21 protein-coding genes and 1 riboswitch are annotated in these 24,875 nt (G+C 66.9%); of the genes, 15 read left to right on the top strand and 6 right to left on the bottom strand.

The genetic code is table 11. The features are described 5' to 3' along the window. Positions 1–40 precede the first annotated feature (40 nt). From F572_RS0110020 to metG, 3 genes are all read right to left on the bottom strand, one after another. On the bottom strand, positions 41–748 hold the full coding sequence (locus F572_RS0110020; protein WP_017942359.1) for a hypothetical protein: 708 nt from the start codon (positions 746–748) through the stop codon (positions 41–43). Next, entirely contained in the window at positions 745–1,365 is a 621-nt protein-coding gene (mtnB, locus tag F572_RS0110015; protein ID WP_017942360.1) for a methylthioribulose 1-phosphate dehydratase, read from the bottom strand. Before mtnB ends, F572_RS0110020 begins: the two co-directional genes overlap by 4 nt. 101 nt (positions 1,366–1,466) lie before the next feature. Further along, positions 1,467–3,506 (bottom strand): methionine--tRNA ligase, encoded by a 2,040-nt coding sequence (gene metG, locus F572_RS0110010; protein ID WP_017942361.1) that lies wholly within the window; start codon positions 3,504–3,506, stop codon positions 1,467–1,469. Positions 3,507–3,966: 460 nt separating this feature from the next. On the opposite strand from metG, the gene apbC reads away from it, so the two are divergent. The 4 genes from apbC to F572_RS0109990 all read left to right on the top strand — a co-directional run bounded on the left by apbC (position 3,967) and on the right by F572_RS0109990 (position 6,938). Next, a complete protein-coding gene (gene apbC, locus F572_RS0110005) occupies positions 3,967–5,058 on the top strand; it encodes an iron-sulfur cluster carrier protein ApbC (RefSeq protein WP_017942362.1) in 1,092 nt (363 codons plus the stop codon). Between the two features lie 30 nt (positions 5,059–5,088). Then, the gene (gene dcd, locus F572_RS0110000) at positions 5,089–5,655 is read left to right on the top strand and encodes a dCTP deaminase (protein ID WP_017942363.1); all 567 of its coding nucleotides are present in this window, start codon (positions 5,089–5,091) and stop codon (positions 5,653–5,655) included. Between the two features lie 34 nt (positions 5,656–5,689). Beyond that, positions 5,690–6,595: a carbamate kinase gene (locus tag F572_RS0109995; protein ID WP_017942364.1), complete on the top strand. Its 906-nt coding sequence runs from the start codon at positions 5,690–5,692 to the stop codon at positions 6,593–6,595. A gap of 124 nt (positions 6,596–6,719) precedes the next feature. After that, positions 6,720–6,938, top strand: coding sequence for a hypothetical protein (locus tag F572_RS0109990; RefSeq protein WP_017942365.1), 219 nt, complete (start codon positions 6,720–6,722; stop codon positions 6,936–6,938). A 40-nt stretch (positions 6,939–6,978) separates the two neighbouring features. On the opposite strand, the gene F572_RS0109985 is transcribed toward F572_RS0109990, so the two are convergent. The 3 genes from F572_RS0109985 to fnr all read right to left on the bottom strand — a co-directional run bounded on the left by F572_RS0109985 (position 6,979) and on the right by fnr (position 8,887). Further along, positions 6,979–7,548: a DUF2058 domain-containing protein gene (locus tag F572_RS0109985; RefSeq protein ID WP_017942366.1), complete on the bottom strand. Its 570-nt coding sequence runs from the start codon at positions 7,546–7,548 to the stop codon at positions 6,979–6,981. Between the two features lie 111 nt (positions 7,549–7,659). After that, positions 7,660–8,160 carry a DUF2390 domain-containing protein gene (locus F572_RS0109980; RefSeq protein WP_017942367.1) on the bottom strand — a complete coding sequence of 167 codons (501 nt, stop codon included), beginning with the start codon at positions 8,158–8,160 and terminating at the stop codon, positions 7,660–7,662. Then, a complete protein-coding gene (fnr, locus tag F572_RS0109975; RefSeq protein WP_026143074.1) occupies positions 8,153–8,887 on the bottom strand; it encodes a fumarate/nitrate reduction transcriptional regulator Fnr in 735 nt (244 codons plus the stop codon). Before fnr ends, F572_RS0109980 begins: the two co-directional genes overlap by 8 nt. Positions 8,888–9,168: 281 nt before the next feature. On the opposite strand from fnr, the gene F572_RS0109970 reads away from it, so the two are divergent. The 11 genes from F572_RS0109970 (at position 9,169) to cobA (ending at position 24,871) form a co-directional block, all read left to right on the top strand. After that, positions 9,169–10,407, top strand: coding sequence for a cyclopropane-fatty-acyl-phospholipid synthase family protein (locus F572_RS0109970; protein WP_026143075.1), 1,239 nt, complete (start codon positions 9,169–9,171; stop codon positions 10,405–10,407). Positions 10,408–10,800: 393 nt separating this feature from the next. After that, positions 10,801–12,699: a hypothetical protein gene (locus F572_RS0109965; RefSeq protein WP_017942370.1), complete on the top strand. Its 1,899-nt coding sequence runs from the start codon at positions 10,801–10,803 to the stop codon at positions 12,697–12,699. Between the two features lie 72 nt (positions 12,700–12,771). Next, positions 12,772–13,019: riboswitch (cobalamin riboswitch) on the top strand. Between the two features lie 140 nt (positions 13,020–13,159). Beyond that, entirely contained in the window at positions 13,160–15,040 is a 1,881-nt protein-coding gene (locus tag F572_RS0109960; RefSeq protein ID WP_017942371.1) for a TonB-dependent receptor domain-containing protein, read from the top strand. A gap of 3 nt (positions 15,041–15,043) precedes the next feature. Next, on the top strand, positions 15,044–15,598 hold the full coding sequence (locus tag F572_RS0109955; RefSeq protein WP_026143076.1) for a cob(I)yrinic acid a,c-diamide adenosyltransferase: 555 nt from the start codon (positions 15,044–15,046) through the stop codon (positions 15,596–15,598). 111 nt (positions 15,599–15,709) lie between these two features. Further along, entirely contained in the window at positions 15,710–20,260 is a 4,551-nt protein-coding gene (locus F572_RS0109950; protein WP_017942373.1) for a cobaltochelatase subunit CobN, read from the top strand. 143 nt (positions 20,261–20,403) lie between these two features. Then, the gene (locus tag F572_RS0109945) at positions 20,404–20,847 is read left to right on the top strand and encodes a MotA/TolQ/ExbB proton channel family protein (RefSeq protein WP_017942374.1); all 444 of its coding nucleotides are present in this window, start codon (positions 20,404–20,406) and stop codon (positions 20,845–20,847) included. Then, the gene (locus F572_RS0109940; RefSeq protein ID WP_017942375.1) at positions 20,844–21,134 is read left to right on the top strand and encodes a DUF2149 domain-containing protein; all 291 of its coding nucleotides are present in this window, start codon (positions 20,844–20,846) and stop codon (positions 21,132–21,134) included. The genes F572_RS0109945 and F572_RS0109940 overlap by 4 nt, the downstream gene beginning before the upstream one ends. Positions 21,135–21,186: 52 nt before the next feature. Further along, entirely contained in the window at positions 21,187–22,059 is an 873-nt protein-coding gene (locus F572_RS0109935) for an ABC transporter substrate-binding protein (RefSeq protein WP_018158453.1), read from the top strand. A 57-nt stretch (positions 22,060–22,116) separates the two neighbouring features. Then, positions 22,117–22,731, top strand: a complete 615-nt coding sequence (gene cobO, locus F572_RS0109930; RefSeq protein WP_017942377.1) for a cob(I)yrinic acid a,c-diamide adenosyltransferase — start codon at positions 22,117–22,119, stop codon at positions 22,729–22,731. Beyond that, the gene (locus F572_RS0109925; protein ID WP_017942378.1) at positions 22,728–24,020 is read left to right on the top strand and encodes a cobyrinate a,c-diamide synthase; all 1,293 of its coding nucleotides are present in this window, start codon (positions 22,728–22,730) and stop codon (positions 24,018–24,020) included. The genes cobO and F572_RS0109925 overlap by 4 nt, the downstream gene beginning before the upstream one ends. Next, positions 24,017–24,871, top strand: a complete 855-nt coding sequence (gene cobA, locus F572_RS0109920) for a uroporphyrinogen-III C-methyltransferase (RefSeq protein WP_026143077.1) — start codon at positions 24,017–24,019, stop codon at positions 24,869–24,871. Before F572_RS0109925 ends, cobA begins: the two co-directional genes overlap by 4 nt. Positions 24,872–24,875: the final 4 nt, after the last annotated feature.

The raw sequence follows: 24,875 nt of genomic DNA, 5'->3' as shown, positions 1-24,875 counted from the left end.
CCGCCGCGAAGCGCGCTACGGGCCGGGTCTTCAGGCCAGATTACCGGTCTCCGGCGTCGCCGGAGATGAGCGAGGTCAAGGTACGTACCGGATGGTCGTCGTCCGCCTGAGGGTCCGCGGCCGGCCGGGCGGTCAGCAGCCAGGCCTGGTGGGCGGCGTCCAGCTCGTCGCGGCGGGTGGACAGCACTAGCACGGTCTCCGGCGTCAGGCCGATCTCCTCTGCCAGACGGCGGTAGCTGCCGGCGTCGCGGCGCCCACCGATGCGGGTGTCGAACAACCCGGCAAGCCGTTGTTCGACCTCGGGATGCGGGCCATGGCGCAGCCAGTCGCGCTGCACCGGAGCCGGGGTCGCGCCGAAGCTGTACAGGGCCACGCCGGACTGGTGCAGCCGGTCCAGCGCGCCCGCCGTGGGTTCGTCGAGCCGGGGCTGCAGGGCCCCGGCTTCCAGTGCATCGGCCCAGACCATCCCCTGGAGCTGGCGCACCGGCGTGATGTCCTGCCCGCCGCGGATCCAGGCGCGGATCTGGGCGAGCAGCCCCTCCACGTCCAGTTCGCGCCCCGAGTAGGCCAGGATGTCCGCCAGGGTGCGCTGCACGGCAGTGGATTCGGCGTGGCGCTCGAGGAAGTCCGGCAGCGCCTCCAGGGCGTGCGGTTCCAGCGTCTCGCGCAGCACGCCGGGCGGGGCGAGGACACCCTCGAAGGCGAGGATGACGGCCTGCGGGGCGGGATATGTGTCGCCCGGGGTCATGGGGTCAGCTGGCGCGCCAGCGACTCGCATTCGAACATGAACTCGAAGGCCTCGGTGCGCTGCATGGCCCGTTCGACGGTCTGGCCCCAGGTGTAGAGGCCGTGACCGCTGATCAGGTAACCGGCGAGTGCCGGGTCGCGATCCATGGCGGCGTCGACCCGGGCGGCCAGCTGCCGCATGTCCGGCTGGTTGGCGAATACCGGGAGGCGGATGCCGCGCGCGGGGTGTTCGCAGCCCGGGAGTTCGCGCAGCGCCTCGTAGTCGCGCAGCAGCAGGGACCCCGAGACCTCTCGCGACAGGACGGTGCCGTGAATGCTGTGGGTGTGGAGGACGGCCCCCAGATCGGCGTCGCGGCGGTACATGATGATGTGCAGGAAGGTCTCGGGGCCGGGCTCGCCGCTGCCGGCGATCCGGTGCCCCTCGAGGTCGACGACCATGAAGTCGTGGGCGTCCAGCAGATCCTTGCTGCGGCCGGGCGCGGTGATGACGATGTGCTGGTCGTCCAGGCGCGCAGAGAAGTGCCCGGTGCGCGCGGGGAGCCAGCCGCGGTCCGCGAGCTCGCGTCCGGCGTCGGCCAGCAGGCGAACCTGCGCTTTGAATTCGGGGCTTTGTTCCATGCGTCCGGGTGTCGAGAAAAGAGCGGCAGCTTACGCGAGGCTCGGGTGCAAATCCATGGGGCGTTGCGGTTGGGCGCAAAACACGCCGTAGGGGCCGGGCATTACTTGACGCGCATGCCGGGGCGGGCACCGTCGTCCGGGTTCAGGATGTAGAGTTCCGAACCGCCCGGCCCGGCGGCCAGCACCATGCCCTCGGAGACGCCGAAGCGCATCTTGCGCGGGGCCAGGTTGGCGACCATCACGGTGTGGCGACCGATCAGGTCCTCGGGCGCGTAGGCGGACTTGATGCCGGCGAACACCTGACGGGTCTCGGAACCGATATCCAGGGTCAGCTTCAGCAGCTTGTCGGCGCCCTCGACGTGTTCGGCATTGGCGATGCGCGCGATGCGCAGGTCGACCCTGGCAAAGGTGTCGAAGTCGATGGTCTCGGCGATGGGGTCCACATTCGCCTCCGGGGCGGCGTTCTCGGGCGCGTCCGCGGTCTCGGTGGCGGCCAGGGTGGCCTTCGAGGCCTCCAGCAGTTTGGCGATGGTCTCCGGCTCGATGCGGGTCATCAGCGGCTTGAACTTCTGGATGGAACGCCCGACCAGCGGCTCGCGGCTCTCCCAGCGGGTGTCCTCCAGGTTCAGGAACGCGGCGGCGTCGGCCGCGAGCTTCGGCAGCACCGGCGCGAGATAGACGATCAGGATGCGGAACAAGTCCAGGCCCTGGGTGTTGATGGCCTGGACCTCGGCCTCGCGGCCTTCCTGTTTGGCCAGCACCCAGGGTTGCGCCTCGTCGATGTACTGGTTGGCCTGGTCGGCCAGCGCCATGATGCGGCGCATGGCCTGCGCGAACTCGCGCTGCTCGAAGGCCCGGGCGATCGCCTCGCCCTCGTCCACGAACGCCTGGTGCAGGTCCGGGCGCGGGAGTTCCGCGGCCAGTTCGCCGTCAAAGCGCTTGTTGATGAACCCCGCGCAGCGACTGGCGATGTTGACCACCTTGCCGACCAGGTCCGAGTTCACCCGCTGCACGAAGTCGTCCAGGTTGAGGTCCAGGTCGTCCACGCCGTCTCCCAGTTTGGCGGCCAGGTAGTAGCGCAGGGATTCGGGGTTCAGGTGCTCCAGGTAGTCGCGAGCGCGGATGAAGGTGCCGCGCGACTTGGACATCTTCTGGCCGTTGACGGTCAGGAAGCCGTGGCAGAACACCGCCGAAGGGGTGCGAAAGCCCGCGCCATGCAGCATGGCCGGCCAGAACAGGGTGTGGAAGTAGGCGATGTCCTTGCCGATGAAGTGGTACAGCTCGGCGTCGGAGTCCGCGCCCCACCACGCGTTGAAGTCCAGGCCCTGCTGCTCGGCGTAGGCGCGAAAGCTCGCCATGTAGCCGATCGGCGCATCCAGCCACACGTAGAAGTACTTGCCCGGCGCATCCGGGATCTCGAAGCCGAAATAGGGCTTGTCGCGGGAGATGTCCCAGTCGGTCAGGCCGGTTTCGAACCATTCATCCAGCTTGTTGCGGATCGCGTCCTGCAGGCGACCGGAGCGGGTCCACTCGCGCAGGAAGGGTTCGAAGTCGCCGAGCTTGAAGAAGTAGTGTTCGGAGGCGCGCGACTCGGGCCGCGCGCCGCTGATGGCGGACACCGGGTCCTTCAGGTCCAGCGGGCTGTAGGTCGCGCCGCAGGCCTCGCAGGAGTCGCCGTACTGCTCCTGTGCGCCGCACTTGGGACAGGTGCCCTTGATGAAGCGATCCGGGAGGAACATCCCGGCCTCGGGGTCATAGGCCTGATCGATGGTACGGGTCTCGATGTGCCCGGCATCGCGCAGCGCGGTGTAGATCTGCCCCGCCAGCTCGCGGTTCTCGTCCGAATGGGTCGAGTGGTAGTGGTCGAACCCGATCAGGAACTCGCCGAAGTCGGCCTCGTGCTCCTGGCGCATCCGCGCGATCAGTTCCTCCGGCTCGATGCCCTCGGCGCGTGCCTTGAGCATGATCGGGGTGCCGTGGGCGTCGTCCGCGCAGACATAGATCACCTCGTGGCCGCTTGCGCGCTGAAAGCGCACCCAGATGTCGGTCTGGATGTACTCCACCAGGTGCCCGAGGTGAATCGGGCCGTTGGCATAGGGCAGGGCGCTGGTGACGAGGATCTTGCGCGGTTTGTCGGTCATGGCTCGGCTCGTGTTGGCGGCCCCGGGCCGCGGGGTGCAGGGGCGCTATTGTCGGGGCTGGGTGGCGGGTTGTCGAGGCGTTCCGCGGGCTCCGGCTCGTTGTCCACAAAACCTGTGGATAAGTCTGTGGGAAACCCGGTGGAATCGGGCGCAATGCCTTGCCACACAAGGCCGTATGACAGATTGGTTAAAAATCGACCATCATGCGAAAATACCGAAAAAACAGATGGATACATGATCATTGTGTAGCGGTTTGGATGTTTGTGTGTCTATCTTGCCTTGTGCTGCAGCTCTGCGGGCCTTTTGTGCATAAAAGTCTCGCAGGAGGGCTTGACACCCGCCCGAATCCCGCTACACCGGGGGCTGAAAAGGACTGGCGCGGCGTGGTGCCATTGGCGTGCCGCACCGGGGCCAGTAGAATCGCGCGGTCACTCCTCAATTGCTGGATGGAACAAACGCCATGGCCGAACTCTCGCGCGAGCAGATCGAAAACGCCCTGAAGGGTGTTCAGGACAAGTACCTGGAGCAGGATTTGGTGGCCGCCGGCGCGGTCAAGGACATCCAGGTGGACGGCGCGCGCGCCTCCATCGCGATCGAGATGGGGTATTCCGCCAACGGTTATCACGACGAGCTGCGGGCCGCGATCCAGGGCGCCCTGGCCGGCGTGGCCGGGCTGGAATCGTCGGAAGTGACCATCAGCACCAAGGTCACCACCCACGCGGTCCAGAAAAGCCTCAAGCCGATGGCCGGGATCAAGAACATTATCGCCGTTGCTTCGGGCAAGGGCGGGGTCGGCAAGTCCACCACTGCGGTGAATCTCGCGCTTGGTCTGGCCGCGGAAGGGGCTCAGGTCGGCATCCTGGATGCGGATATCTACGGTCCCAGCCAGCCACGCATGCTGGGCATCAAGGGCAATCCGGAGTCCAAGGACGGCAAGAGCATGGAGCCCCTGGAGCGCCACGGCGTGCAGGCCATGTCGATCGGCTTCCTGATCGAGGAGGATACGCCGATGATCTGGCGCGGTCCGATGGTCACGCAGGCGCTGGAGCAGCTCCTGAACGAGACCAACTGGAAAGAGCTGGACTACCTGATCATCGACCTGCCGCCGGGCACCGGCGACATCCAGCTGACCCTGTCGCAGAAGATCCCGGTGTCCGGCGCGGTGATCGTCACCACGCCGCAGGACATCGCGCTGCTGGACGCGCGCAAGGGCCTGCGCATGTTCGAGAAGGTCGAGGTGCCGGTGCTCGGGATCATCGAGAACATGAGCATCCATATCTGCTCGAAGTGCGGCAACGAGGAATACATCTTCGGCCAGGGTGGTGCGGAGAACATGGCTGAAGAATACGGTGTGGACATGCTGGGCGCGCTGCCGCTGGATATCCGCATCCGCGAACAGGCCGATGGTGGCGAGCCCACCGTGATCGCCGACCCGGATGGCCGCATCACCGAGATCTACCGCGAGATCGCGCGGCGCACCGGGGCCAAGCTGGCCGAGCAGTCCAAGGACTACAGCAGCAAGTTCCCCAACATCGTGATTCAGAACAACTGATCCGGCGAAGCGCCGACCAGGGACGGACCCATGAGCATCAAGTCGGATCGCTGGATTCGGGAGATGGCCGAGACGAAGGGCATGATCGAGCCCTTCGAGCCCGGCCAGATTCGCTACCGTGACGAAGAGCGGATCGTGTCCTATGGCACCTCCAGCTACGGCTACGACGTGCGCTGCTCGGACCACTTCAAGATCTTCACCAACATTAACTCCAGCATTGTCGACCCCAAGGGGTTCGACGAGGGCAGCTTCGTCGACGTGCAGTCGGACGTCTGCATCATCCCGCCGAACTCCTTTGCCCTGGCGCACACGGTCGAGTACTTCCGCATCCCGCGAGATGTGCTGACCATCTGCCTGGGCAAGTCGACCTACGCCCGCTGCGGCATCATCGTGAACGTGACGCCGCTGGAGCCCGAATGGGAGGGTCACGTGACGCTGGAGTTCTCCAACACCACGCCGCTGCCGGCCAAGATCTACGCCAACGAGGGCGTGGCGCAGATGCTGTTCCTGCAGTCCGACGAGGTCTGCGAGACCTCCTACAGGGATCGCGGCGGCAAGTACCAGGGGCAGCGCGGCGTCACCCTGCCGCGTACCTGACCCCCCCCATCGCCCCACTTCGGAGGACGCCGCCATGCGCATCGTGATCGCGCTGGGCGGAAACGCCCTGCTGCAACGCGGCGAGACCCCGTCGGCCGAGGCGCAACAGCGCAACGCGCAACGGGCGGCGGAGGCGATCGCTGCGGTGGCCCGTGACCACGAGGTGGTCGTTACCCACGGCAATGGCCCCCAGGTCGGACTCCTGGCCCATCAGGCGGAGTGCGACCGCATCGCCTGGCCGCTGGACGTGGTCGGTGCCGAGAGCCACGGCATGATCGGCTACATCCTGGCGCGCGAACTGCACAACGCACTGGGCCACGATCGGGTGGCCAGCTTGCTGACCCAGACGGAAGTCGACCCCAACGATCCGGCCTTCGGCCATCCGGAGAAGTTCATCGGCCCGACCTGGGACGAGGCCCGTGCTCGTGCGCTGGCCGACGAACGCGGTTGGGATATCGCGCCCGACGGCGCGGGCTGGCGGCGCGTGGTGGCCTCGCCCGAGCCGCAGCGGCTGCTGGGCATGGAGGCGGTACGCTCCCTGGTGGATGGTGGCTCTGTCGCGATCTGCGCCGGGGGTGGGGGTGTGCCGGTTGCGCGCGACGTCTCCGGGCGCCTGCAGGGTGTCGAGGCCGTGGTCGACAAGGACCTGACGGCGGCCCGTCTGGCGGCGCATGTCGAGGCCGACTGGCTGCTGATGCTGACCGACGTCGATGGCGTCTACATGGACTGGGGTACGCCGGACGCCCGGCGTCTGAAGGCGCTGCTGGTCACGGCGGTGGATCCGGCGGCATATCCGGCCGGCTCCATGAGGCCGAAGATGGAGGCGGCGCGTCGCGCGGCCCAGGGCGGTATCCAGGCGGGGATCGGCGCGCTGGGGGATGCCGCCGCCATCCTGGCTGGTCAGGCTGGAACCCGCATCCTGCCGGTCGGCAGCATCTGACGGAAAACCCGCAGCGAGGCGGGTCTCAAGGGCGGAACCCAAGCCCGTGATCTTCACGCCGGCGCTTGCGCGACGGGCCGCGGGCTTGCACGCTTTGACCTGAAAACACCCGAGAGCGATAGCGATGCGAGAGATTCAGCGAGCGACCCCCCTGGTGATCGGCGTGACGGCCGTGAGCCTGCTGGCGCTGGGTTGCGGGAGCGGCGAGCCGGACGAGCCGGCCGGTGAGGCCCGGAGCCTGGAGCAGGGCGGTATCACGCCGCAGGACATGTCCAGTGACGAGGCGCGGCGACCCCAGCAAAGCGGCATGCCGGCCGCGGACGTGAAGCGCACGACGGACTGAGTGACATGTGGCGCCGCGGGCCCCTGCGGCGCGCGGCGGCTCACCACATGAGGTCGTCGGGCACGACGTAGTCCTTGTACGGATCGTCCGGGTCGGGTTCCGACGAGGCGTCGTCCTCGGCCGGGATCACCAGCGGCCACTCCGGGTCGCGCTCGCGGATGCGGTCGGCGGTTTCGCGCGGAATCACCCGAAAGCCTTTCTCCGGCCGGATATCAAGTCCGGCGATCGCCGCCCGGCCATCGACCAGGCGCTTTTGCAGGTCGGCGGTGACCGGCAGGTGACGGATCTGCCCGCCCTGCTGGAAGTGGTAGTCCAGCGCGGCATCCCCGGTGGGGATCGGGGCCAGGTGGGTGCTGACCAGCTCGCGAATCTGCGCGTGGCGAGCCCGGCGCTCGGCTCGTTCCTGCTGTTCGCGGTTCTTCTGCCGCGAGCGTTCGGCCTGCTCGGCCTTGCGCGCCTCGGCCACGCCGGGTTCCGGACCGGTATTGCGGTCCTTCTTCTTCTTTGCGTTGCCTTTCTGTGCCTTGTGCTTTTGCGACTTGGCCTTGCGAACCTGTTTTTCGTCCACCAGCCCCGTTTTCAGGAGCTGGCTGCGCAGATCATCCGACATGAATCCTGCCGTGTTGGGTCAATGGTTTAGGTAAGCGCGCGTCCATGTACACGCTCGCCTGCTTCCCCGAGAGGATAGCCGGAATACGGTCCCGCTTGCAGCCGCAGGGCTTCAGGCGACGGGGAACTCGTGCAGGCCGTCGCGAATTTCGGCCGTGGGCAGGCCGGGGAACAGGACGCGCAGCCGGCGTTCGCGGTCGATCGTGACCGACTCGTGTGTGGGTGGCGTCATCCATCGCGCGTGCGCAAGCATTTGCAGCCCGGCGAGGCGCTCGCTTTGCAGCTCGAGGTCCAGCACCGCGCGGTAAAGTGCGTGCCGGTCCGGGGTGTGGAGCCGGCGGCGCAGCGCGCGAATGCGCCCGGTCGCCGACGTCCGCCAGTGGCGGGCCGTCGTTTCCAGCGCCCGCCAGTGCGCGACGTCCAGCGGGCGCGGATACCACACGGCGAACAGCGCCAGCATTACGTCCACGTCGAAGGCGTCCTGCCAGCGCATCAGGCGCGCGCGTGTCGACGGGTCGGCCCAGACTGTGCCGGCAAAGTCCCAGAAGGCGGTGAAGTCCGCGGCGAGCGGCGGGTGCGGATCAGGCTTCCGGCTGCGCCCGGATTCAGGCACTGCTCGCGGCGGAGGCGGTGAACGTAACCCCGGCCGTGTTCCGCAGGCTCTCGGGCTGAAGGATCTCGAGGTCCCGGGTATGCAGGCTGATGACACCCTGATTGCGCAGCTGGGTGAACAGGCGGCTGATGGTCTCCTGGGTCAGGCCCAGATGGTTGGCGATGTCCGCCCGGGACATCGGCAGGTAGAAGCGCTCGGCGGACAAACCGCGGGCGCGGTGGCGTTCCGACAGGGTTACCAGGAACGTTGCCAGGCGCTGCTCGGCCGTTCGCTGTCCGAGCAGGGCGTGCAGGCTCTCGTCATGCGCCAGCTCCTGGCTCATGACGCCCATCATGTGCTGGCGGAACGTGGGCAGGCGCCCGGCAAGGTCGTCGACATGCGTGTAGGGCACTGCACACACGCTGGTGGATTCCAGGGCAATGGCGCTGACCGGGTGCTTTCCGGAGTGGATTGCGTCCAGGCCCAGGAGGTCGCCGGCCAGGCCGAAGCCCGTGACCTGTTCGGTGCCGTCGTCGGAGATCAGGACCGTCTTAAGCGCGCCGGTTCGGACTGCGTACAGGGCATCGAACGGGGCGCCCATGGTGAACAGGGCCGTGCCCTTGGCGATCGGCCGGCGCTGCTGGACGATTTCGTCGAGCTGCCAGAGCTCGTCGTTGGGCAGACCCACGGGCAGGCAGAGCTGGCGCAGAGTGCAGTGCTGGCAGGCTTGGGTGGGTCGTAGCGTCATGTCTGCAGGGTAGCCGTTTTTTCGAGGTGGGGGAAAGGGATTTCGGGGGTCTGCCATCGGGTACAGGAATGCGGTACTGTCCCCAAGGTTCGTGGGCGTTTTCTGGATGTGTGCTTGTGTCCGCCAGGGACGGCTGCCCCGGAGAAGAAGGCGCCCCGGCGAAGTGGACAACTCATCCTCCCGGTTTTTAGACTAATTCTACATCGGGAGGAGCGAATTTCAGGCCGGGATTGCATCAGAGGGCTGCGAGACCCGGCCGCGAGTGCAGGGATAGGGGCAGAATGGTCGAGCGACTACTTGAGCAGTACATACGCTATGGAACCTTCGTGCTCCGGCACCCGGATGGGCGGGAGCAGCGCTTTGGAAGTGGCGCGCCGGAGATCACGATGCAGCTGCACGATGCCAGTGCGCTGCGCAAGATCGGGCGCGATCCGGGCTTCCAGCTGGGCGAGACCTACATGCGGGGCCTATGGTCACCCGGTCCCGAGGGGCTTCAGGTATTCCTCGACGTGGCCATGCGCAATTTCGCGCCGATGTTCCGGAATCGCGTCAATCCTGTGGTGCGCATGTTCCGCGCGCTCATCGAGCAGGGCAACAAGGTGGCGCGTTGCTACCAGAACATTGCCCATCACTACGACGTTGACGAATGGCTGTACCGGCAGTTTCTCGACGAGGGCATGTTCTACAGCTGCGCCTATTTCGAGCGCCCGGACATGACGCTGGAAGAGGCGCAACAGGCCAAGTGCGCGATGCTGCGCGAGAAGCTCCTGCTCGAGCCCGGCATGCGGGTGCTGGACATCGGCTGCGGCTGGGGCGGTCTGGCGTTCCACCTGGCCGAGCACGCCGATGTTCAGGTAGATGGTGTCACGTTGTCGAAGGAGCAGCTGCGCGTGGCGAAGGAGGAGGCCCGGCGCCGGGGCCTGGAGGATCGGGTGCGCTTCCTCTATCAGGATTACCGCGAGCATGACGATCAGTACGACCGCATTGTCAGTGTCGGCATGTTCGAGCATGTCGGCACGCCCAATTACGGCACGTTCTTCCAGCGCGTGCACGACCTGCTGAAGCCGGACGGCATCGCGGTCCTGCATACGATCGGCCGCCAGGAGCCGCCGGGGACCTCCAATCCCTGGCTCAGCAAGTACATCTTCCCGGGCGGCTACACCCCGGCCCTGTCCGAAGTGATGGCTGCGCTGGAGCCGACCCCGCTGTACACCACGGATGTCGAGTTCTGGCGCCTGCATTATGCGGAGACCCTGGCGGAGTGGTATCGCCGTTTCCAGAAGGTCCGGCCCGAGGCCGTGGAGCGCTTCGACGAGCGGTTCTGCCGCATGTGGGAGTTCTACCTGGCGAGTTGCGAGGGCACCTTCCGCTGGTGGGGCCAGGTGGTCTTCCATGTGCAGATGGCCAAGCAGCAGGACGCCGTCCCGCTGACCCGCGACTACCTCTACCGCGACAGCGCCCCCGAGGTGATATCCACCCCGCCCGGCGAGGCGCTGGCACAGCGCAGCGACGCCGTCTGAAGGCGCAGGAAAACGGTCGCGAAACCAGGGAAACACTGATCAATGTACGCACTCGCGCTCGAGTCGCTTTTGCGCGCGAACAAGGCGCGGCGACTGCCGTGCAGTCATTCTGCACAAGGGAGCCGCAACGCAGCGCGCGCGCAAATGCGGCCGAGCCCCTGTGGGGTTGGTGCCCCCTGTTCCCCGATCTGGCGTTGCGCCGCTTGGCCGTAGAATGGCTACGGCGCTACGCGCCACGCCTTGTCTCGGAAAACAGGGGGCACCAACGCGAGCGCGCACATTGATCAGTGTTTCCCTAGCGTCCGACGCGCGCGAACTGAACGCGCTTTCCCTACACTAATGGGGACGTTGCGGCCATGCCGGCGGTAACCACCCATTCCGGAGCAGGAGCGCGTGTTCGGTCGCTTTCGTAAACGCAGGGAGGCACCGGGTCAGGAAGACCCACAGGCCGTCGGGCCGTCGCAGGAGAACGTCCTGATCGAGGCGGCCGGCCGCAGCCGTATCACCGAGGTGGCGGCCACCGCGCGGCGTGTCCCCTGGTCGCTGAACTTCCTGCAGTTGCTGTGGGCAGCGGGCCCGGTGACGTTCCTGGCCATGCAGGGCGGATACTTCCTCGGGTTCGGCCACGCGGCGCCCGCGCAGAACTTCATCTTCTTTGCCGTCTACACCCTGCTGTTCGGGGTGATCGGTCTGGTCGCGCGCTTCGTGGCGGATGCCACGCGCGGAAAGCGCCAGGAACAGTCGCGCGATCAACTGCGCAATACCATCGACCTGCTGCCGGATCTGCTGTTCGTTACTCGCGACCTCGCGATGGGCCAGCTGGCGCCGGACATGCGCCGGCGCAAGGCGGCCGAGGTCCTGCTCCACGAGGTGGATATCTCGCCCGAGGGCGTCGCGGTCGCGGTGCGCGAGATGACCGGGGATGCCAGCCTGGCGTCCGCGGCGGAGCAGATCGAGATCTATCGCCGCCTGGGGTTGCGCTCGCGTGTGGCTGACCTGGTGGAAGCGACCGAGGACTCCCGGCTGGCGGCCCTGGAGAAGCTGCACCACGAAGCCCCCGAGGTCGCCGATCTGCTGCGCGACCGCCTGCGCGGCCTGGCGCCGACCCAGGAGGATGGCGTGCGCCGCGTGGACCAGTTCCTGGATCGACTGTTTTCCGCTGCCGACGCCGATGATCTGGCCCGCTGCACCCTCGACGATGTGCAGGCGATCTTCGTGCTTGCGTTCGAACTCGTGAACGGCCGCCAGATCAAGCGCCTGAGCTTCGAGTGGTCCGGTGGCTGGCAGCTCGGGGCTGCGCTGGACCGGCTGGAATCCCAGGGCAACCGCTTCCGTGTGGCGCAGGCGGGGGTGGTCAGCCGTCTGCGCTCGCTCGGGATTCTGCTGTCCCAGAGCGATGCCTCGGGGATGGACCCGCAGGCCCTGCGCGAGCCGGTGACGAGTCTTGGGCGCCAGGTCCTGGACGCGTTACGTGAATTGGAGGACCGCGAACCACCGGAGAACTCGCCGGATGGCCAGCTGCTGGGGCTCGCGCTGCGCCGGGTCGAGGACCTGCGCGAGGCCCGCGACCAGCTGATGCAGGCGCAGAGCCGTTACGCCAATGCGGTGGAACGCTGGGAGGCGCTGCGTCTGGCCCAGGTGGAGAAGCGGGGCGAGAAGCGCTGGTTCAAGCGCAGCGTACGCGGTATCCGGGTCAGCGAGGAGCTGATCGAGCTGACCGACGACCAGAAGCTGAAGCTGGCCAACGATTTCTGCAATTTCCTGCGGGAGCTGAAGATCCAGCGCGAGGGCGACCTGTTCTATTTTGGCGGCTCGGCACTCGATGACGAGACGGCCAAGCGTATCGGCATCCAGCTGGCCCTGATCCTGGAGCCGCTGGTGGACCTCACCAACCCGAGCATCCAGCGTGCGATCTATGCCAACCCGGCCGCCTACCTCGGCGGGCTTTACGTGGGCATGAGCGCGGATGCGAAGGCAGGCCTGGGTTCGGCCATGGTGCGCAAGGTGCGCCAGGATCTCGGGCGCATGGCCGAGTGGCTGGCGCTGCGCCTCACGCGCATCTACCACCTGCCGCTGAGCGACTCGATGCGCGACTTCCTGGTGGAACAGTACGGTGCGAACCGCGAGCGCCTGGAAATGCTGGCGACTCACGCCGGGGACGAATCTCAGCCCGTGGCGCTGCGTGCCGAACGTTCGCCCGAGTTTGACGCCATGCTGCAGGACAAGACCTGGGGTCTGCTGCTGAAGCGCGGAACCCGCTATCTGCACGCGGAAGAACGGCGCCGCCGCTGACCGGACCGAGCCCGCCCGGCTGGATCGGCCGCGTAGCGCTGAGCGGCTGGTAATTTTGCGCCCAATTGTGTAGGGTTCGCGGCGTTCCCCGGTGCCCGGCCAGGCTCGACCTGGCGGGTTAAACGGGAAGTTCGGTGAGTCCGGGCAGGTCTTCGAGGCCTGCGGGCGAATCCGACGCTGCCCCCGCAACGGTGATCGAGCGAGGGACCGCCAGACGGTCCCTGATGGTCGCGGCCAGTGCCACTGAACCTGAGGTTCGGGAAGGCGCCGCGCCAGAACGCTCGTCAGCCCGGAGACCGGCCAGGGAATGATCGCGCGGCATGCGGCGGGCATGCGAGGCGGATGATCGTGCCGGGCCGTTCGCCGGTCGTGGCCGATCCCCCTCGTGTCTGTCTCCCCCTGTCTGCGCGATCCCGACGAATCAACGGCGTGCGGGCGGCTCGCCGGGAGACTCTACACAATGAAACGCACAGCACTTTCCGCGGCCATCCTGCTGGCCACGACCCCCGCCCTGGCACACGCCCAGGACGCACCCGAAACCGAAGCCCAGACCCTCGACACCGTCCAGGTGACGGCGACGCGCGTCGCCCAGACCGTCGACGAGACGCTCGCATCGGTCACCATAATCGACCGTGAAGAGATCGAGCGGCTGCAGCCCAAGCAGTTCACCGATCTACTCGAAGGCCGCGCGGGGATGGAAACCTCCCAAAACAGCGCTTTTGGCAAGACAACGTCCGTCTATACCCGCGGGACGAATTCCGATCACACCTTGTTGCTGGTCGATGGAGTCCGTATGGGTTCCGCCACCACAGGTGGCGCGAGCTGGCAGTTCCTACCGTTGGAGGAGATCGAGCGGGTCGAGATCGTGCGCGGGCCGCGAACCAGTATCTACGGTTCCGACGCCATCGGCGGGGTGGTGCAGGTGTTTACTCGTGAAGGCCGCAAGGGACCGCCGAAGGTCAACGCGTTTGTCGGCGGGGGTAGCTTCAACACCTGGGAAGCAGGTGTCGGCGTGGCCGGAGGCACTGATAGCACTAGCTACAGTTTCTCGATCAGCCACTTTGATACTGACGGCATCAATGTCCAGGACGACTTTGGGGATGATGACCCTAATGGATATGACAATACCTCGCTTTCGACTAAGGTCTCGCACCGGCTGGAAAATGGGATCGAGGTCTTCGGCAGTATTCTTTACTCCGAAGGTGAGTCGGAATTTGATAGTACAGAGGGGCGCGATTACACCGATTATGTCCATGCTGCGGTCCGTGGCGGTGTTCGTTTGGCCATCACGGATCGTTGGGAAACGGAGGTCAGTTTAACGCACAGCAGGGATGAGAACGATCGTTATAATGATGGAAGCTTCGCGTCGCGTTATAACACCACTCGGGATTCCATAGACTGGCTGAGCGAGATCGCGTTGACGGATCGTCTGTTCTTGACGGCTGGCCTGGATGCGCGGGAAGACCGTATTGAAGTCGACGATCCTGGCTTTTTCGGAACGGAAAAGTACGAGGAAAACAGCCGTTACAACGTGGGCAGTTACGCCTTGCTCCAAGCGGAACTAGGGGATCATCTCCTAGAGGGTTCGCTGCGTCACGACGACGACGAGCTTTTTGGTGACAAGACTACCGGACAGATTGCCTGGGGGTTGCAGGCCACTGACGCGCTGCGCCTGCGAGCCTCCTACGGTACTGCTTTCAAGGCCCCCACCTTCAACGAGCTTTACCATCCGGATATCGGATGGTACCGGGGTAATCCGGATCTTGTTCCAGAGGAATCTGAGACTTTCGAGATTGGAGCCAGGTACTCGGCTGGAGGAGCTTACATCGATGTGTCCGTGTTCGAAACTCGTGTTGATGACTTGATCCAAAATCAATGTGTCGCAAATTGTGACGCTGAACAGTTTTTTATGAGGGTCAATGAACCGGCCAACATTAATGAGGCACGTATTCGTGGCCTAGAGATCGAAGGTGGCCACGATTTTGGACTGTGGACTTCCCGAGCTTCGCTGACTCTGGTTGATGCGAAGGATCGTGAGACTGGCAACGAGCTGCAGCGCCGGGCACCTGTAACCGCCCGTTTTGACTTGGATCGGCAATTCCAGGACTTCTCGCTCGGAGGGTCCGTGATTGGGAAGAGTCGTTCGTATAATGATGCGGGCAATGAACATCGGCTCTCTGGGTATGGTCTGATGAACCTTCGTGCGGGTTACCAGATCGATCCGGAGTGGCGAATCGAGGCCTCGGTCGACAACGTGTTCGACAAGGATTACGAGACCGTGGGCGGGTACAACCAGCCGGGCCGGGCCGCGTTCGTGAAACTGCGCTACCAGCAGAGGTGATTCATGGGTAATCGACTTTCGAAGATTGCGACCCGTACGGGTGACGAAGGCCGGACTGGGCTGGGTGACGGCTCGCGGGTGGACAAGGATAGCCACCGGGTCGAGGCGTTTGGCGACGTGGATGAGCTGAATAGTGTCGTGGGGCGGTTGCTGGTCCACGACCTGCCGGAGGAGGTGCGGCGCTCGCTCGCGCTGGTACAGCACGAGTTGTTTGATCTCGGCGCGGAACTGGCCGTGCCAGGGCACCAGGCCCTCCCGGAGGCTTCCGTGGAGCGGCTGGATGTGGAGTTGGAGTCCTTCAACGACGATCTGCCCGCCCTGAAGGAGTTCATCCTTCCGGGGGGGGGGCCCGCTACGGCCGACTGTCACATTGCGCGCACCGTCTGCCGGCGCGCGGAACGGCGTCTGGTGGCGCTTAACCACCACGAGGCATTGCGACCGTCTTCGCTGGCCTATATCAACCGGCTGTCGGATCTCCTGTTCGTGCTCTGCCGCGTCCTCGCTCGCCACGAAAACGGTGCCGAGGTCCTCTGGCAGCCGGCCAGCCAGCGCGGCTGACGGCTCTTCTGACGGGCGCCGCTCTGGCGGCGTCCCATTCCCATTGCAGCGGTTGCTGGCGTGTCGGGTATACGCCTCGCGACCCCTTGCCGCTTTTTGTCGGGAAGTCCCATGCGTTTCCGTGTTTCCATTCTGATTGCTTTCGCGTTTTTCCTCTTTGGGGGTGTTCCGGCCGGCGCGGGACCGCTGGTGGTGGGTGTGGTCTCCGATCGCTCGGCGGCGGAGGTGGCCGCCGGGGCGCACCGCTTCCTCGAGGCCCATCCGCAGGGGGAGGTGATCCTGCGGACGCCGGAGCAGCTCACGGACAAGTCGGACGAGGCGGTATCGGCGCTGTGGCGCGAGGCCGACGCGGTGCTGGTGGCTGCGGTATTCGGGGATCAGGCTGCACGCCTCGATCGTCTGTTGCGGGAGACCCCGCCGCCCGAGGGGGCCCCGATTCTGGCCATTAACAGCGTGCGTCACCTGACGGCCCTGTCCCGGATCGGCGGCGAGGCCGTACTCGCGGGTCTCGATGACGAGAAGCGCACCGAACTGGCGGCCAACCCCGACCCGGGCGAAGACCCGCGCGTGCACCTGGCCCAACAGCGGGAGCGTTTCCCCGAACAGGCGGGCTGGCTGACCGGGCGCGCGTTCTACCAGGGGCGCACGCCGGAGAACATGGAGGGCCTGATGCGCTGGCTGGCCGCGCGCGGTGGGCACGACATCGAGGTGCCGGAGCCGGACCCGCGCGAGACTATCCGCTATTACCGTCATAACAGCTCCAGTCCCGACCCGGACGATCTGCAACTGGACGACGGACCCGCAGTGGCGTTGCTGGATCTGGACACCGGTGACCGTCCGGGTGATCGGGCGTTGCTGGATGCCGCCTGCGAGGCCCTGGAGTCACGTGATATTCAGTGCTTCGCCGTGCTCGCGCGCTGGGGCGGGGCCAGCCGCGAGGCGGTCGAGACGCTGGCCGAGGCGGCCGGGCCGGCGGATCTGGCAGGGATCGTCAGCCTGCAGGACTTCGTGGTCGGCGGGGGTGGCAATCGCGAGGCGGTGGCCGAGGCCTTCGGCGAGCTGGATGTCCCGGTGATCAAGGGCATCCGTCTGGCGGACGTGAGCGAGACCGAGTGGCGGCTGTCCCACGAGGGCATCCCCTGGGACAAGGTCCACTACCACGTGGCCATGCCGGAGTTGCAGGGCATGAGCCAGCCGATGGTGCTTGCCACTGCGGGCGATCCGGAACAGGACCGCCGCACGGGCGTGCGCCTGCCCCTGACCGAGCCGGTCGGCGGGCGTGTCGAGGCCCTGGCCGACCGGGTGGCGAGCTGGCAGCGGCTGCGCCGCCTGGACAGCGCGGACAAGCGGGTGGCGGTGGTCTACTACAACCATCCGCCGGGTCGCCAGAACATCGGCGCAGACAAGCTGGATGTGCCCGAGTCCCTGCTGGAGATCCTGCAGAACCTGGAGGCGGCAGGCTATGACCTGGGCGACGGGGTCCCGGAGGATGCCGAAGCCCTGCTGGATCTGATCCAGGACCGTGCGGTGAACCTGCCGGAACAGGCGGATGCGCTGGACGCCATCGCCGGCCGGGTGGCTTCACTGGATCGCGAGCAGTATCAAGCGTATTTCGATGCCCTTCCGGAACCCGTCCAGGCGGAGCTGGTGGATGGCCCGATCGGTTATCTGCAGGCACGCCTGGAGGCCGCCAGGGCCGCCGACAAGATCGAGATCGCGCAGGGCGCTATGGAAAGCGGCGTTGGCGATCTGCGCCACATGCTCGAGAGTTATCCGCACGCGGCACAGGAGCGGGCACTGGACCTGCTGGCCCAGTACGAGGAGGCCTGGGAGGCCACGCTGGCGGGGGAGGACGCGCACGCGACCACCGAGCAGTTGCGCAAGGCGCTGGTGCGCACGGGCATCCCGGGCCTGACCGGCTGGGGCGACCCGCCGGGCGAGGCGATGACGCGCGATGGCGAGATGCTGTTCCCGGGGATCGAGTTCGGCAACGTGTTCATCGGCCCGCAGCCGCCGCGTGGCTGGGAGGTCAGCGAGCGCCTGCTGCACGCCAACACCACCTTCCCGCCGACCCACCAGTATGTCGGTTTCTACCACTGGATCCGCGATCACTTCGAGGCGGATGCGCTGGTCTATGTTGGGCGCCACTCGACCCGCGAATTCCTGCCGCGCCGGCGGGCGGGGCTGGCGCCGGATGATTACCCCGAGATCCTCGGGGGCGCTCTGCCAATCATCTACCCCTACATCGTCGATGGCGTGGGCGAGGGCATCCAGGCCAAACGCCGCTCCATGGGCGTGATGATCAGTCACCTGACCCCGCCACTGGCGGCCACCGAGCTGTATGACAGCCTGCTGGAGCTGCGTCAGCTGGTGGAGACCTACGAGGCCGCCGCGCAGCCGGATGCCGCGACGCGCTCGCGAGCCGTCCAGACCCTGCGCGAACGCATCGAGGACCTCGGCCTGACCGAGACCATCGAGCGCGAGCTGGCCCGGGGCCATCACCACGATCACGGGCATCACCATGATGACCACGGCGATCACCACGAGGGTCGTCACGACAAGTCAGACTCCGGGCATGGCGAAGGTCACGAGGACGAACACCGCGACGAGCATCGGGATGCGGACCATCACCGCGAACACGGGGAAGAAAAACACGAACACGCCCATGAGCATGACCACGACGACGAACATGCGGGCGAGGGTCATGACGAGCACGCAACGACCGCGCTGGCGGAGATGGACGAGGAGTTGCTGGTCCACGAGATCGGCCACTACCTGACGGACATGCAGGAAGACCAGATGCCGCTGGGGCTCCACGTGTTCGGGCGTGACTGGAGCGACGAGGCCCTGGACACCATGCTCGAGTCGATGGCCGGCGATGATGCGATCGGCGACGACTGGGACGCGAAGCTGCGTGGATCCCCGGCCAGCGAGCGCGCACATCTGCTGGCGGCGCTGGAGGGACGCTTCGTGCCGCCCGGGCAAGGCAACGACCCGATCCGCACGCCGGAGGTATTGCCGACCGGGCGCAACTTCCATGCGCTGGCGGCGGATCTGGTGCCCACACGCATCGCCTGGGGCATTGGCCAGGAGCTGGCCGCGGATGCCCGCGAACACGGCGATCCCGAGGCGGATGGCAGCGAGGCGATCATCCTCTGGGCGTCGGATACCGTGCGCGACGAGGGCGTGATGATCGCCTTTGGCATGGACATGCTGGGCATTCGTCCGGCCTGGAACAGCCGCGGGATCGTCCAGGGCCTGGAGCGCATGGACCTTGATGAAGCCGGGCGCGATCGCCGTCGCGATGCGCTGTTCACCACCTCGGGTCTGTTCCGCGACCTCTACGAGGACCAGCTGGTGTGGCTGGATCGCGCCGCCCGCCTCGCGCTGGACGGATCGTCCGAGACCATTCTTGCCGAGTACCCCGAACTGGAAGAGGCACTGGATGCGGCCCTGGCCCCACTGGGGCTGGACCTGCGCGATCCGGGTGACGAGCCGCTGGCGCGCAACGACGTGGCCGCCCAGTGGGTGGAAGACACCGAGGCCCTGCGCGCCGCAGGCCTCAATGGCATCGAGGCGGGTCAGCAGGCCGCGCTGCGAGTGTTCGGCACCGCACCCGGGGCCTATGGGGCCGGGGTCAATCGTCTCGCGGACCGTTCCGGTGCCTGGGAGGATCGTGCCGAACTGGGCGCCGCCTATATGCGCCGCATGGGACATGCCTACGGGGCGGACGAATCCGGCGGCTCCGCGCACGAGGCCTTCGAGGCCCGGCTGGGCCAGGTCGGGCGCACCTACCTTGGGCGCGCGTCGCACCTCTACGGCCTGCTGGACAACGATGACGGGTTCGACTTCCAGGGCGGGCTTTCGACCGCGGTCGAGAGCATCCGCGGCGAGGTGCCGGACAACCGCGTGCTGCAGCACGCCGATCCGGACGACCCGCGGGTGGAGACCCTCGGCCGCGCGCTGATGCGCGAGCTGCAGGGGCAGAACCTGAACACGCAGTGGATCGAGCCGCTGATGGATCACGGCTACGCCGGGGCGCGCACGATGGCGCGGGACTTCGTCGACAACCTGTGGGGCTGGCAGGTGACGAATCCGGAGATCATCCGCTCCTGGGTCTGGGACGAGGTGCACGACGTGTATCTGCAGGACCGCCACGGGCTGGGGCTGGACGCGTTCCTGGCGGACGGCCACAACGTGCACGTGAAGACCCACCTGCAGGCCGTGCACCTGGTCGCGGCCAGCCACGGGTTCTGGGATGCCGACCCCGAGGTGCTGGATGCCTTGTCCGAGCGCTTCGCGGAACTGGTCGCCGAGCACGGCCTGCCCGGCAGCGGCCACACGCGCCCGGATCACCCCATGCTGGACGAGGTGGCCGAGCGCCTGGAGGACCTCGAACTGCGCGAGGCCTTCGACGCCGTGCGGGCGGCCGCACAGATCGATCGGGCGGAGCCGGAAGCCGACCCCAGCCGTGTCACCGAGATCCAGCCGCTGGAAGACCCGACGGCACCAGAGATGCAGGAGATCTCCGAACCGGCCGAAGCCGAAGGCGGCCAGGAGGCCGGCGACGCGGCGGCGGGCATGCCCTGGCTCCCGTGGCTGGTCGCCGCTGCGCTGTTCCTGCTGCTGCTTGCCGGCATCGCCACGGGTCGGCGGCGATAACGCTCGCTGGATCGGTTTGCTGTAGGAGCCTGCTTGCAGGCGAATGCTCCTGCCCGTGTCCGACTTTGGCAGGGGCTTCGCCTGCCAGCAGGCTTCTACGGGGCCGGGGTCATGAATGAACCAAGGGTAACGAGGTAAACCGAATGTCGTTCTCGATCACGATGGAGCTGATGGATACCGTGGTGCGCTGGCTGCTGGAGCCGGTGATCATCGGCCTGCTGGTGCTGGTCGCGGTGGCCGTCTGGGAGCTGGGCCTGGCACTGGGCGAACGCTCTGGTGGGGTACGCCGCCTGGAACTGAGCGGCGATGCCGAACGCCTCGCCTACCGCGCACGCCGGCGCATCGACCGCGCCGATCTGCTGGCGCGCATCGGCCCGATGCTCGGGCTGATGGGGACACTGATCCCGCTGGGTCCAGGGCTGGCCGCGATGGGCCGGGGCGAACTGGAAATCCTCGCCCAGGCCGTTACGGTGGCGTTCAACACCACGGTGCTGGGGCTGCTGGTCGGCATCCTCGGCTTCCTGCTTGGACGCCTGCGGCGGCGCTGGTATGACGCCGCGATGGAGCGCCTGGAGGCGGCGGCATGAGGGTCCCGCACTACCGCGCCAGCCGCTTCGATGCCCCTGACGAAGAACCGATGGGGCCATTGGCCAACCTGGCCGACATCATGCTGGTTTTCGCCGTCGGCCTGATGGTGGTGATGGCCGCCTCGGGGAGCGGCCTCGAACCGGCCAGTGGCGGCGCCGAGATCGAACCCGGGCGCGAGATCCCGGACCCGCCCGAAGGCGCCGGCGAGGCTGGCTCCGGTTACGAGTCCATGGGGCAGGTGTACCGCGACCCGGACACCGGTCGCATGATCCTGATCGGCGAGTGAACGCCGTTGCGTGCCGTGTTGGCCCGCGGGCAATAATCAAGGGGAGTTTCCGATGATCACTCAGGTCTGCCGATACACGCGCGCATTCGGTTGCAGCTTGCCATGGACCCCGGGGACCGGGTTTCTGGCCCTTGTCCTGACCGCGGGGTTGGTGTTTCCGGTAACGGCGACAGCGGGCGAGTGTCCGCGGATTGTCAGCCAGTCGCCGTACATTACGCACTCGCTGGAGTACCTGGAGCTGACCCCCTGCATCGTGGGGGCGAGCCGCTACGACGATCTCGACGTGGAGGATACCGGCGGCATTCTGGACCCGGACGAGCAGGCGATCAGCCGCGTCGAACCGGATCTGGCGTTCACCTCGAGCTGGGTCGAGCGCGATGACTGGGCCGATACCGTGCCGGCGGGGACCCGGGCCATCGTGCTGGGCGGCTTCGAAGGGATGGATGCCGTGCGCGAAAATCTCGAACGCATTGCGGATGCTGCGGGCCTGGACGACGGTGCGGTGCGCGCCGCCGCATTCGACGATGCGTGGCAGGAGGCGGCCGATGCCGTGGGGGCCTCCGGTGAGCGTGCGGTCCTGATGTCCTCGTGCAGCGCGCAGGCCTACGTGTACGGCCCGAAGACCTGGCTGCATGATGCCTTCACCCGCGCGGGATTCGAGGTCGTTGCGGACCAGCCAGGTGTGCATCACCTGAGGCTGTCGGAGGACACGGACGAACTGGCCGATCTGATCAACCAGTATGACGCTGACGTGGTGTTCACCTTCTCTGGGTCCGAGGCTCGCAGCTGCCGAGCGGTGGTCGCATCGAGCCCGGTGAGGGTGGTGAATCTGCCAAGCGGGTATTTCTCGCACCCGGCACCGGTGATCCTGGATGGACTGGCCGAGCTTGAAACGCGGCACACCGAGTGGGCGGCGGCCCAGTAGCTTGTCCGGCCGCACCCGCACCGCGTTTTTCCATTACGAACTGCAGGAGAGAGCGACATGACCAACGATACCGACGCGGCCAAGGCCGAACGCCACGCGCAGCGTATGGCGCGCAAGAAGGAAGTGGTGGACCGCAAGATCGCCGAGGCGCAGGAAGAAAAGGGCGTGTTCCTGATCCTGACCGGCAACGGCAAGGGCAAGAGCTCCTCCGGCTTCGGCATGGTCGCCCGGGCCCTGGGGCACGGCATGCAGGTCGGCATCGTCCAGTTCATCAAGGGGCAGTTCGCCACCGGCGAGGAGGCCTTCTTCCGTGGTCAGGACCACGTGCAGTACCACGTGATGGGCGAGGGCTACACCTGGGAGACCCAGGACCGCGAGAAGGACGTGGAGGCGGCCCGCGAGGCCTGGGCGCATGCCCGCGACATGCTGCGCGACCCGAACGTCGACCTGGTGCTGCTCGACGAGCTGCACATCGCGCTGAAATATCAGTACCTGGACGTGGACGAGGTGCTGGAGGATCTCGCCAATCGCCCGCCCATGCAGCACGTGATCACCACCGGTCGCGCCGCGCCCAAGGCCCTGATCGAGGCCGCCGACACCGTCAGCGAGATCGGTGTGGTCAAGCACGCCTTCCAGGCCGGCATCAAGGCGCAGAAGGGGATCGAGCTGTGAGTGTGAGCTGCCCCGCCGCGTTCGTGGCGGCCCCGGCCTCGGGCCAGGGCAAGACCACGATCACCGCCGGCATCGCCCGCTACCACCGCAACCAGGGCCGCCGCGTGCGCGTGTTCAAGACCGGCCCCGACTTCCTCGACCCGATGATCCTGGAGCAGGCCTCCGGCCACCCGGTCGACGCCCTGCATCTGTGGATGGTCGGGGAAGAAGCCTGTCGGGCGATGCTGTACGAGGCGGCCCAGGAATCCGACCTGATCCTGGTGGAGGGCTCGATGGGGCTGTTCGACGGGGATCCCTCCGGCGCGGATCTGGCCCAGGCCTTCGGCTTGCCAATCCTGGCCATGGTCGATGCCAGCGGCATGGGCCAGACCTTCGGGGCGCTGGTGCATGGCTTGTCGACCTACCGTCCGGGCCTGTCGTTTGCCGGCGTGATTGCCAACCGGGTGGGTAGCCCCGGCCATGCGCGGATGCTGGAGGACTGCACCCCGGAGGCGATCCGCTTCTTTGGTGCCGTGCAGCGTAACGAGACGCTAAGTGTCCCGGATCGCCACCTGGGCCTGGTCCAGGCGGGGGAGATCGGCGATCTGGATGCGCGGCTGGAGGCGGCGGCGGCCGCGATCGAAGAGGCCGCCGTGACAGGGCTTCCGGAGCCCGTGACCTTTCATCCAGAGGCGATCGCGCCGATCGAGGCGGCGCTGTCCGGCGTGCGCATTGCCATTGCACGGGATGCGGCCTTCGCCTTCATGTATCCGGCCAATCTGCGCCTGCTGGAGAAGATGGGCGCCGAGCTGCGGTTCTTTTCCCCGCTTGCGGGGGACGGGCTGCCAGAGGCCGATGCCGTCTGGCTCCCGGGCGGTTACCCCGAGTTGTATCTGGATCAGCTGTCCGCCAATACCGGCCTGAAGTCGGACCTGGAGGCCCATCATGCGGCGGGCCGCCCGATTCTGGCGGAGTGCGGGGGCTTTCTCTACCTGCTGGACGAACTGGCCGATCGCGAGGGCCATGCCGCGCCCATGGCCGGGCTGGTGCCGGGCAAGGCCCAGCTGGCGGACCGCCTGCAGGGCCTGGGTCTCCAGGCGGCCCCGCTGCCCGAGGGCGAGTTGCGGGGGCATACCTTTCACCACACCCGCTCGGAAGTCGGGCTGGAACCCTATGGCCACTGCTGGCGGGCCCGCGGGACGGGCTCGCAGGGGGAGGCGATCTATCGCGATGGTCGCCTGACCGCCACTTACCTACATGCCTGGTTCCCTTCTAACCCCGCGGCCACGGCTCAGCTGTTTCGATCATGAGTGATCGGCAGCGGGACAAGGTGACGCGGATCGGGTGTGGGGCACGCGCCGGGGCCCGCCTTCCGTTACGCGGCGAGCGAAAGCCCGGCTGCGTGGATCTGGTCGGAGCAGGGCCGGGCGATCCGGGTCTGCTGACGCTGGATGCGGTGGCCGCGATGCAGCACGCCGATGTCCTGCTGCACGACCGCCTGATCCCGGAGGCGATCCTCGAGCTGGCCAATCCGCAGGCGCAGCGCCTGTATGTGGGCAAGGCCCGCTCACGGCACAGTTGCGATCAGGGGGACCTGAACGAGCGCATGATCGCGCTGGCACGGGAGGGGCACTACGTGGTGCGCCTGAAGGGTGGAGATCCGTTCGTCTATGGGCGCGGCGGCGAGGAGGCCGCGGCGATCGCCGCGGCCGGGATCCCGGTCCGCATCGTGCCGGGGATTACGGCAGCGGGTGGCTGCGCGGCGTATGCCGGGATCCCTCTGACCCATCGCGATCATGCCTATCGCTGCCAGTTCGTGACCGCCCATCGGCGTGCCGGCGAGACGGATCTTGACTGGGCCTCGCTGGTCCAGCCGCAGCAGACTCTGGTGGTGTACATGGGGCTGCACACCCTGGCCGAGGTCTGCGGCGAGATGATGGCGGCGGGCGCGGATGGTGCGATGCCGGCCGCGCTGGTGGAGCAGGGCACACGCCCGATGCAGCGCGTCATCGAGGGCACGCTGGCTGACCTCCCGACGCAGGTGGCGGATCTCGCCATCCAGTCGCCCGCGTTGCTGATCGTGGGCGAGGTGGTGCGCCTGCGCGAGACGATTGCCGCGCAAGGTGCCCAGTCCGTCCCGGGAACGCATGAAATCGGCTGACACG

The organism is Thioalkalivibrio sp. ALE14 (assembly GCF_000376845.1).
In the GTDB taxonomy this organism is placed as follows: domain Bacteria; phylum Pseudomonadota; class Gammaproteobacteria; order Ectothiorhodospirales; family Ectothiorhodospiraceae; genus Thioalkalivibrio.
The sequence above is the reverse complement of the archived record's forward strand: the minus strand, read 5'-3'. Positions and strand labels throughout refer to the sequence as shown.

What these genes read in the sequence shown, in the direction of transcription:
- apbC (WP_017942362.1), top strand. Translation starts at nt 3,967, where the DNA reads ATGGCCGAACTCTCGCGCGAGCAGATCGAAAACGCCCTGAAGGGTGTT.
- cobO (WP_017942377.1), top strand. Translation starts at nt 22,117, where the DNA reads ATGACCAACGATACCGACGCGGCCAAGGCCGAACGCCACGCGCAGCGT.
- F572_RS0109945 (WP_017942374.1), top strand. Translation starts at nt 20,404, where the DNA reads ATGTCGTTCTCGATCACGATGGAGCTGATGGATACCGTGGTGCGCTGG.
- F572_RS0109990 (WP_017942365.1), top strand. Translation starts at nt 6,720, where the DNA reads ATGCGAGAGATTCAGCGAGCGACCCCCCTGGTGATCGGCGTGACGGCC.
- F572_RS0109940 (WP_017942375.1), top strand. Translation starts at nt 20,844, where the DNA reads ATGAGGGTCCCGCACTACCGCGCCAGCCGCTTCGATGCCCCTGACGAA.
- F572_RS0110020 (WP_017942359.1), bottom strand. Translation starts at nt 748, where the DNA reads ATGACCCCGGGCGACACATATCCCGCCCCGCAGGCCGTCATCCTCGCC.
- metG (WP_017942361.1), bottom strand. Translation starts at nt 3,506, where the DNA reads ATGACCGACAAACCGCGCAAGATCCTCGTCACCAGCGCCCTGCCCTAT.
- F572_RS0109995 (WP_017942364.1), top strand. Translation starts at nt 5,690, where the DNA reads ATGCGCATCGTGATCGCGCTGGGCGGAAACGCCCTGCTGCAACGCGGC.
- fnr (WP_026143074.1), bottom strand. Translation starts at nt 8,887, where the DNA reads ATGACGCTACGACCCACCCAAGCCTGCCAGCACTGCACTCTGCGCCAG.
- F572_RS0109985 (WP_017942366.1), bottom strand. Translation starts at nt 7,548, where the DNA reads ATGTCGGATGATCTGCGCAGCCAGCTCCTGAAAACGGGGCTGGTGGAC.
- mtnB (WP_017942360.1), bottom strand. Translation starts at nt 1,365, where the DNA reads ATGGAACAAAGCCCCGAATTCAAAGCGCAGGTTCGCCTGCTGGCCGAC.
- dcd (WP_017942363.1), top strand. Translation starts at nt 5,089, where the DNA reads ATGAGCATCAAGTCGGATCGCTGGATTCGGGAGATGGCCGAGACGAAG.
- F572_RS0109960 (WP_017942371.1), top strand. Translation starts at nt 13,160, where the DNA reads ATGAAACGCACAGCACTTTCCGCGGCCATCCTGCTGGCCACGACCCCC.
- F572_RS0109970 (WP_026143075.1), top strand. Translation starts at nt 9,169, where the DNA reads ATGGTCGAGCGACTACTTGAGCAGTACATACGCTATGGAACCTTCGTG.
- cobA (WP_026143077.1), top strand. Translation starts at nt 24,017, where the DNA reads ATGAGTGATCGGCAGCGGGACAAGGTGACGCGGATCGGGTGTGGGGCA.
- F572_RS0109950 (WP_017942373.1), top strand. Translation starts at nt 15,710, where the DNA reads ATGCGTTTCCGTGTTTCCATTCTGATTGCTTTCGCGTTTTTCCTCTTT.
- F572_RS0109955 (WP_026143076.1), top strand. Translation starts at nt 15,044, where the DNA reads ATGGGTAATCGACTTTCGAAGATTGCGACCCGTACGGGTGACGAAGGC.
- F572_RS0109935 (WP_018158453.1), top strand. Translation starts at nt 21,187, where the DNA reads ATGATCACTCAGGTCTGCCGATACACGCGCGCATTCGGTTGCAGCTTG.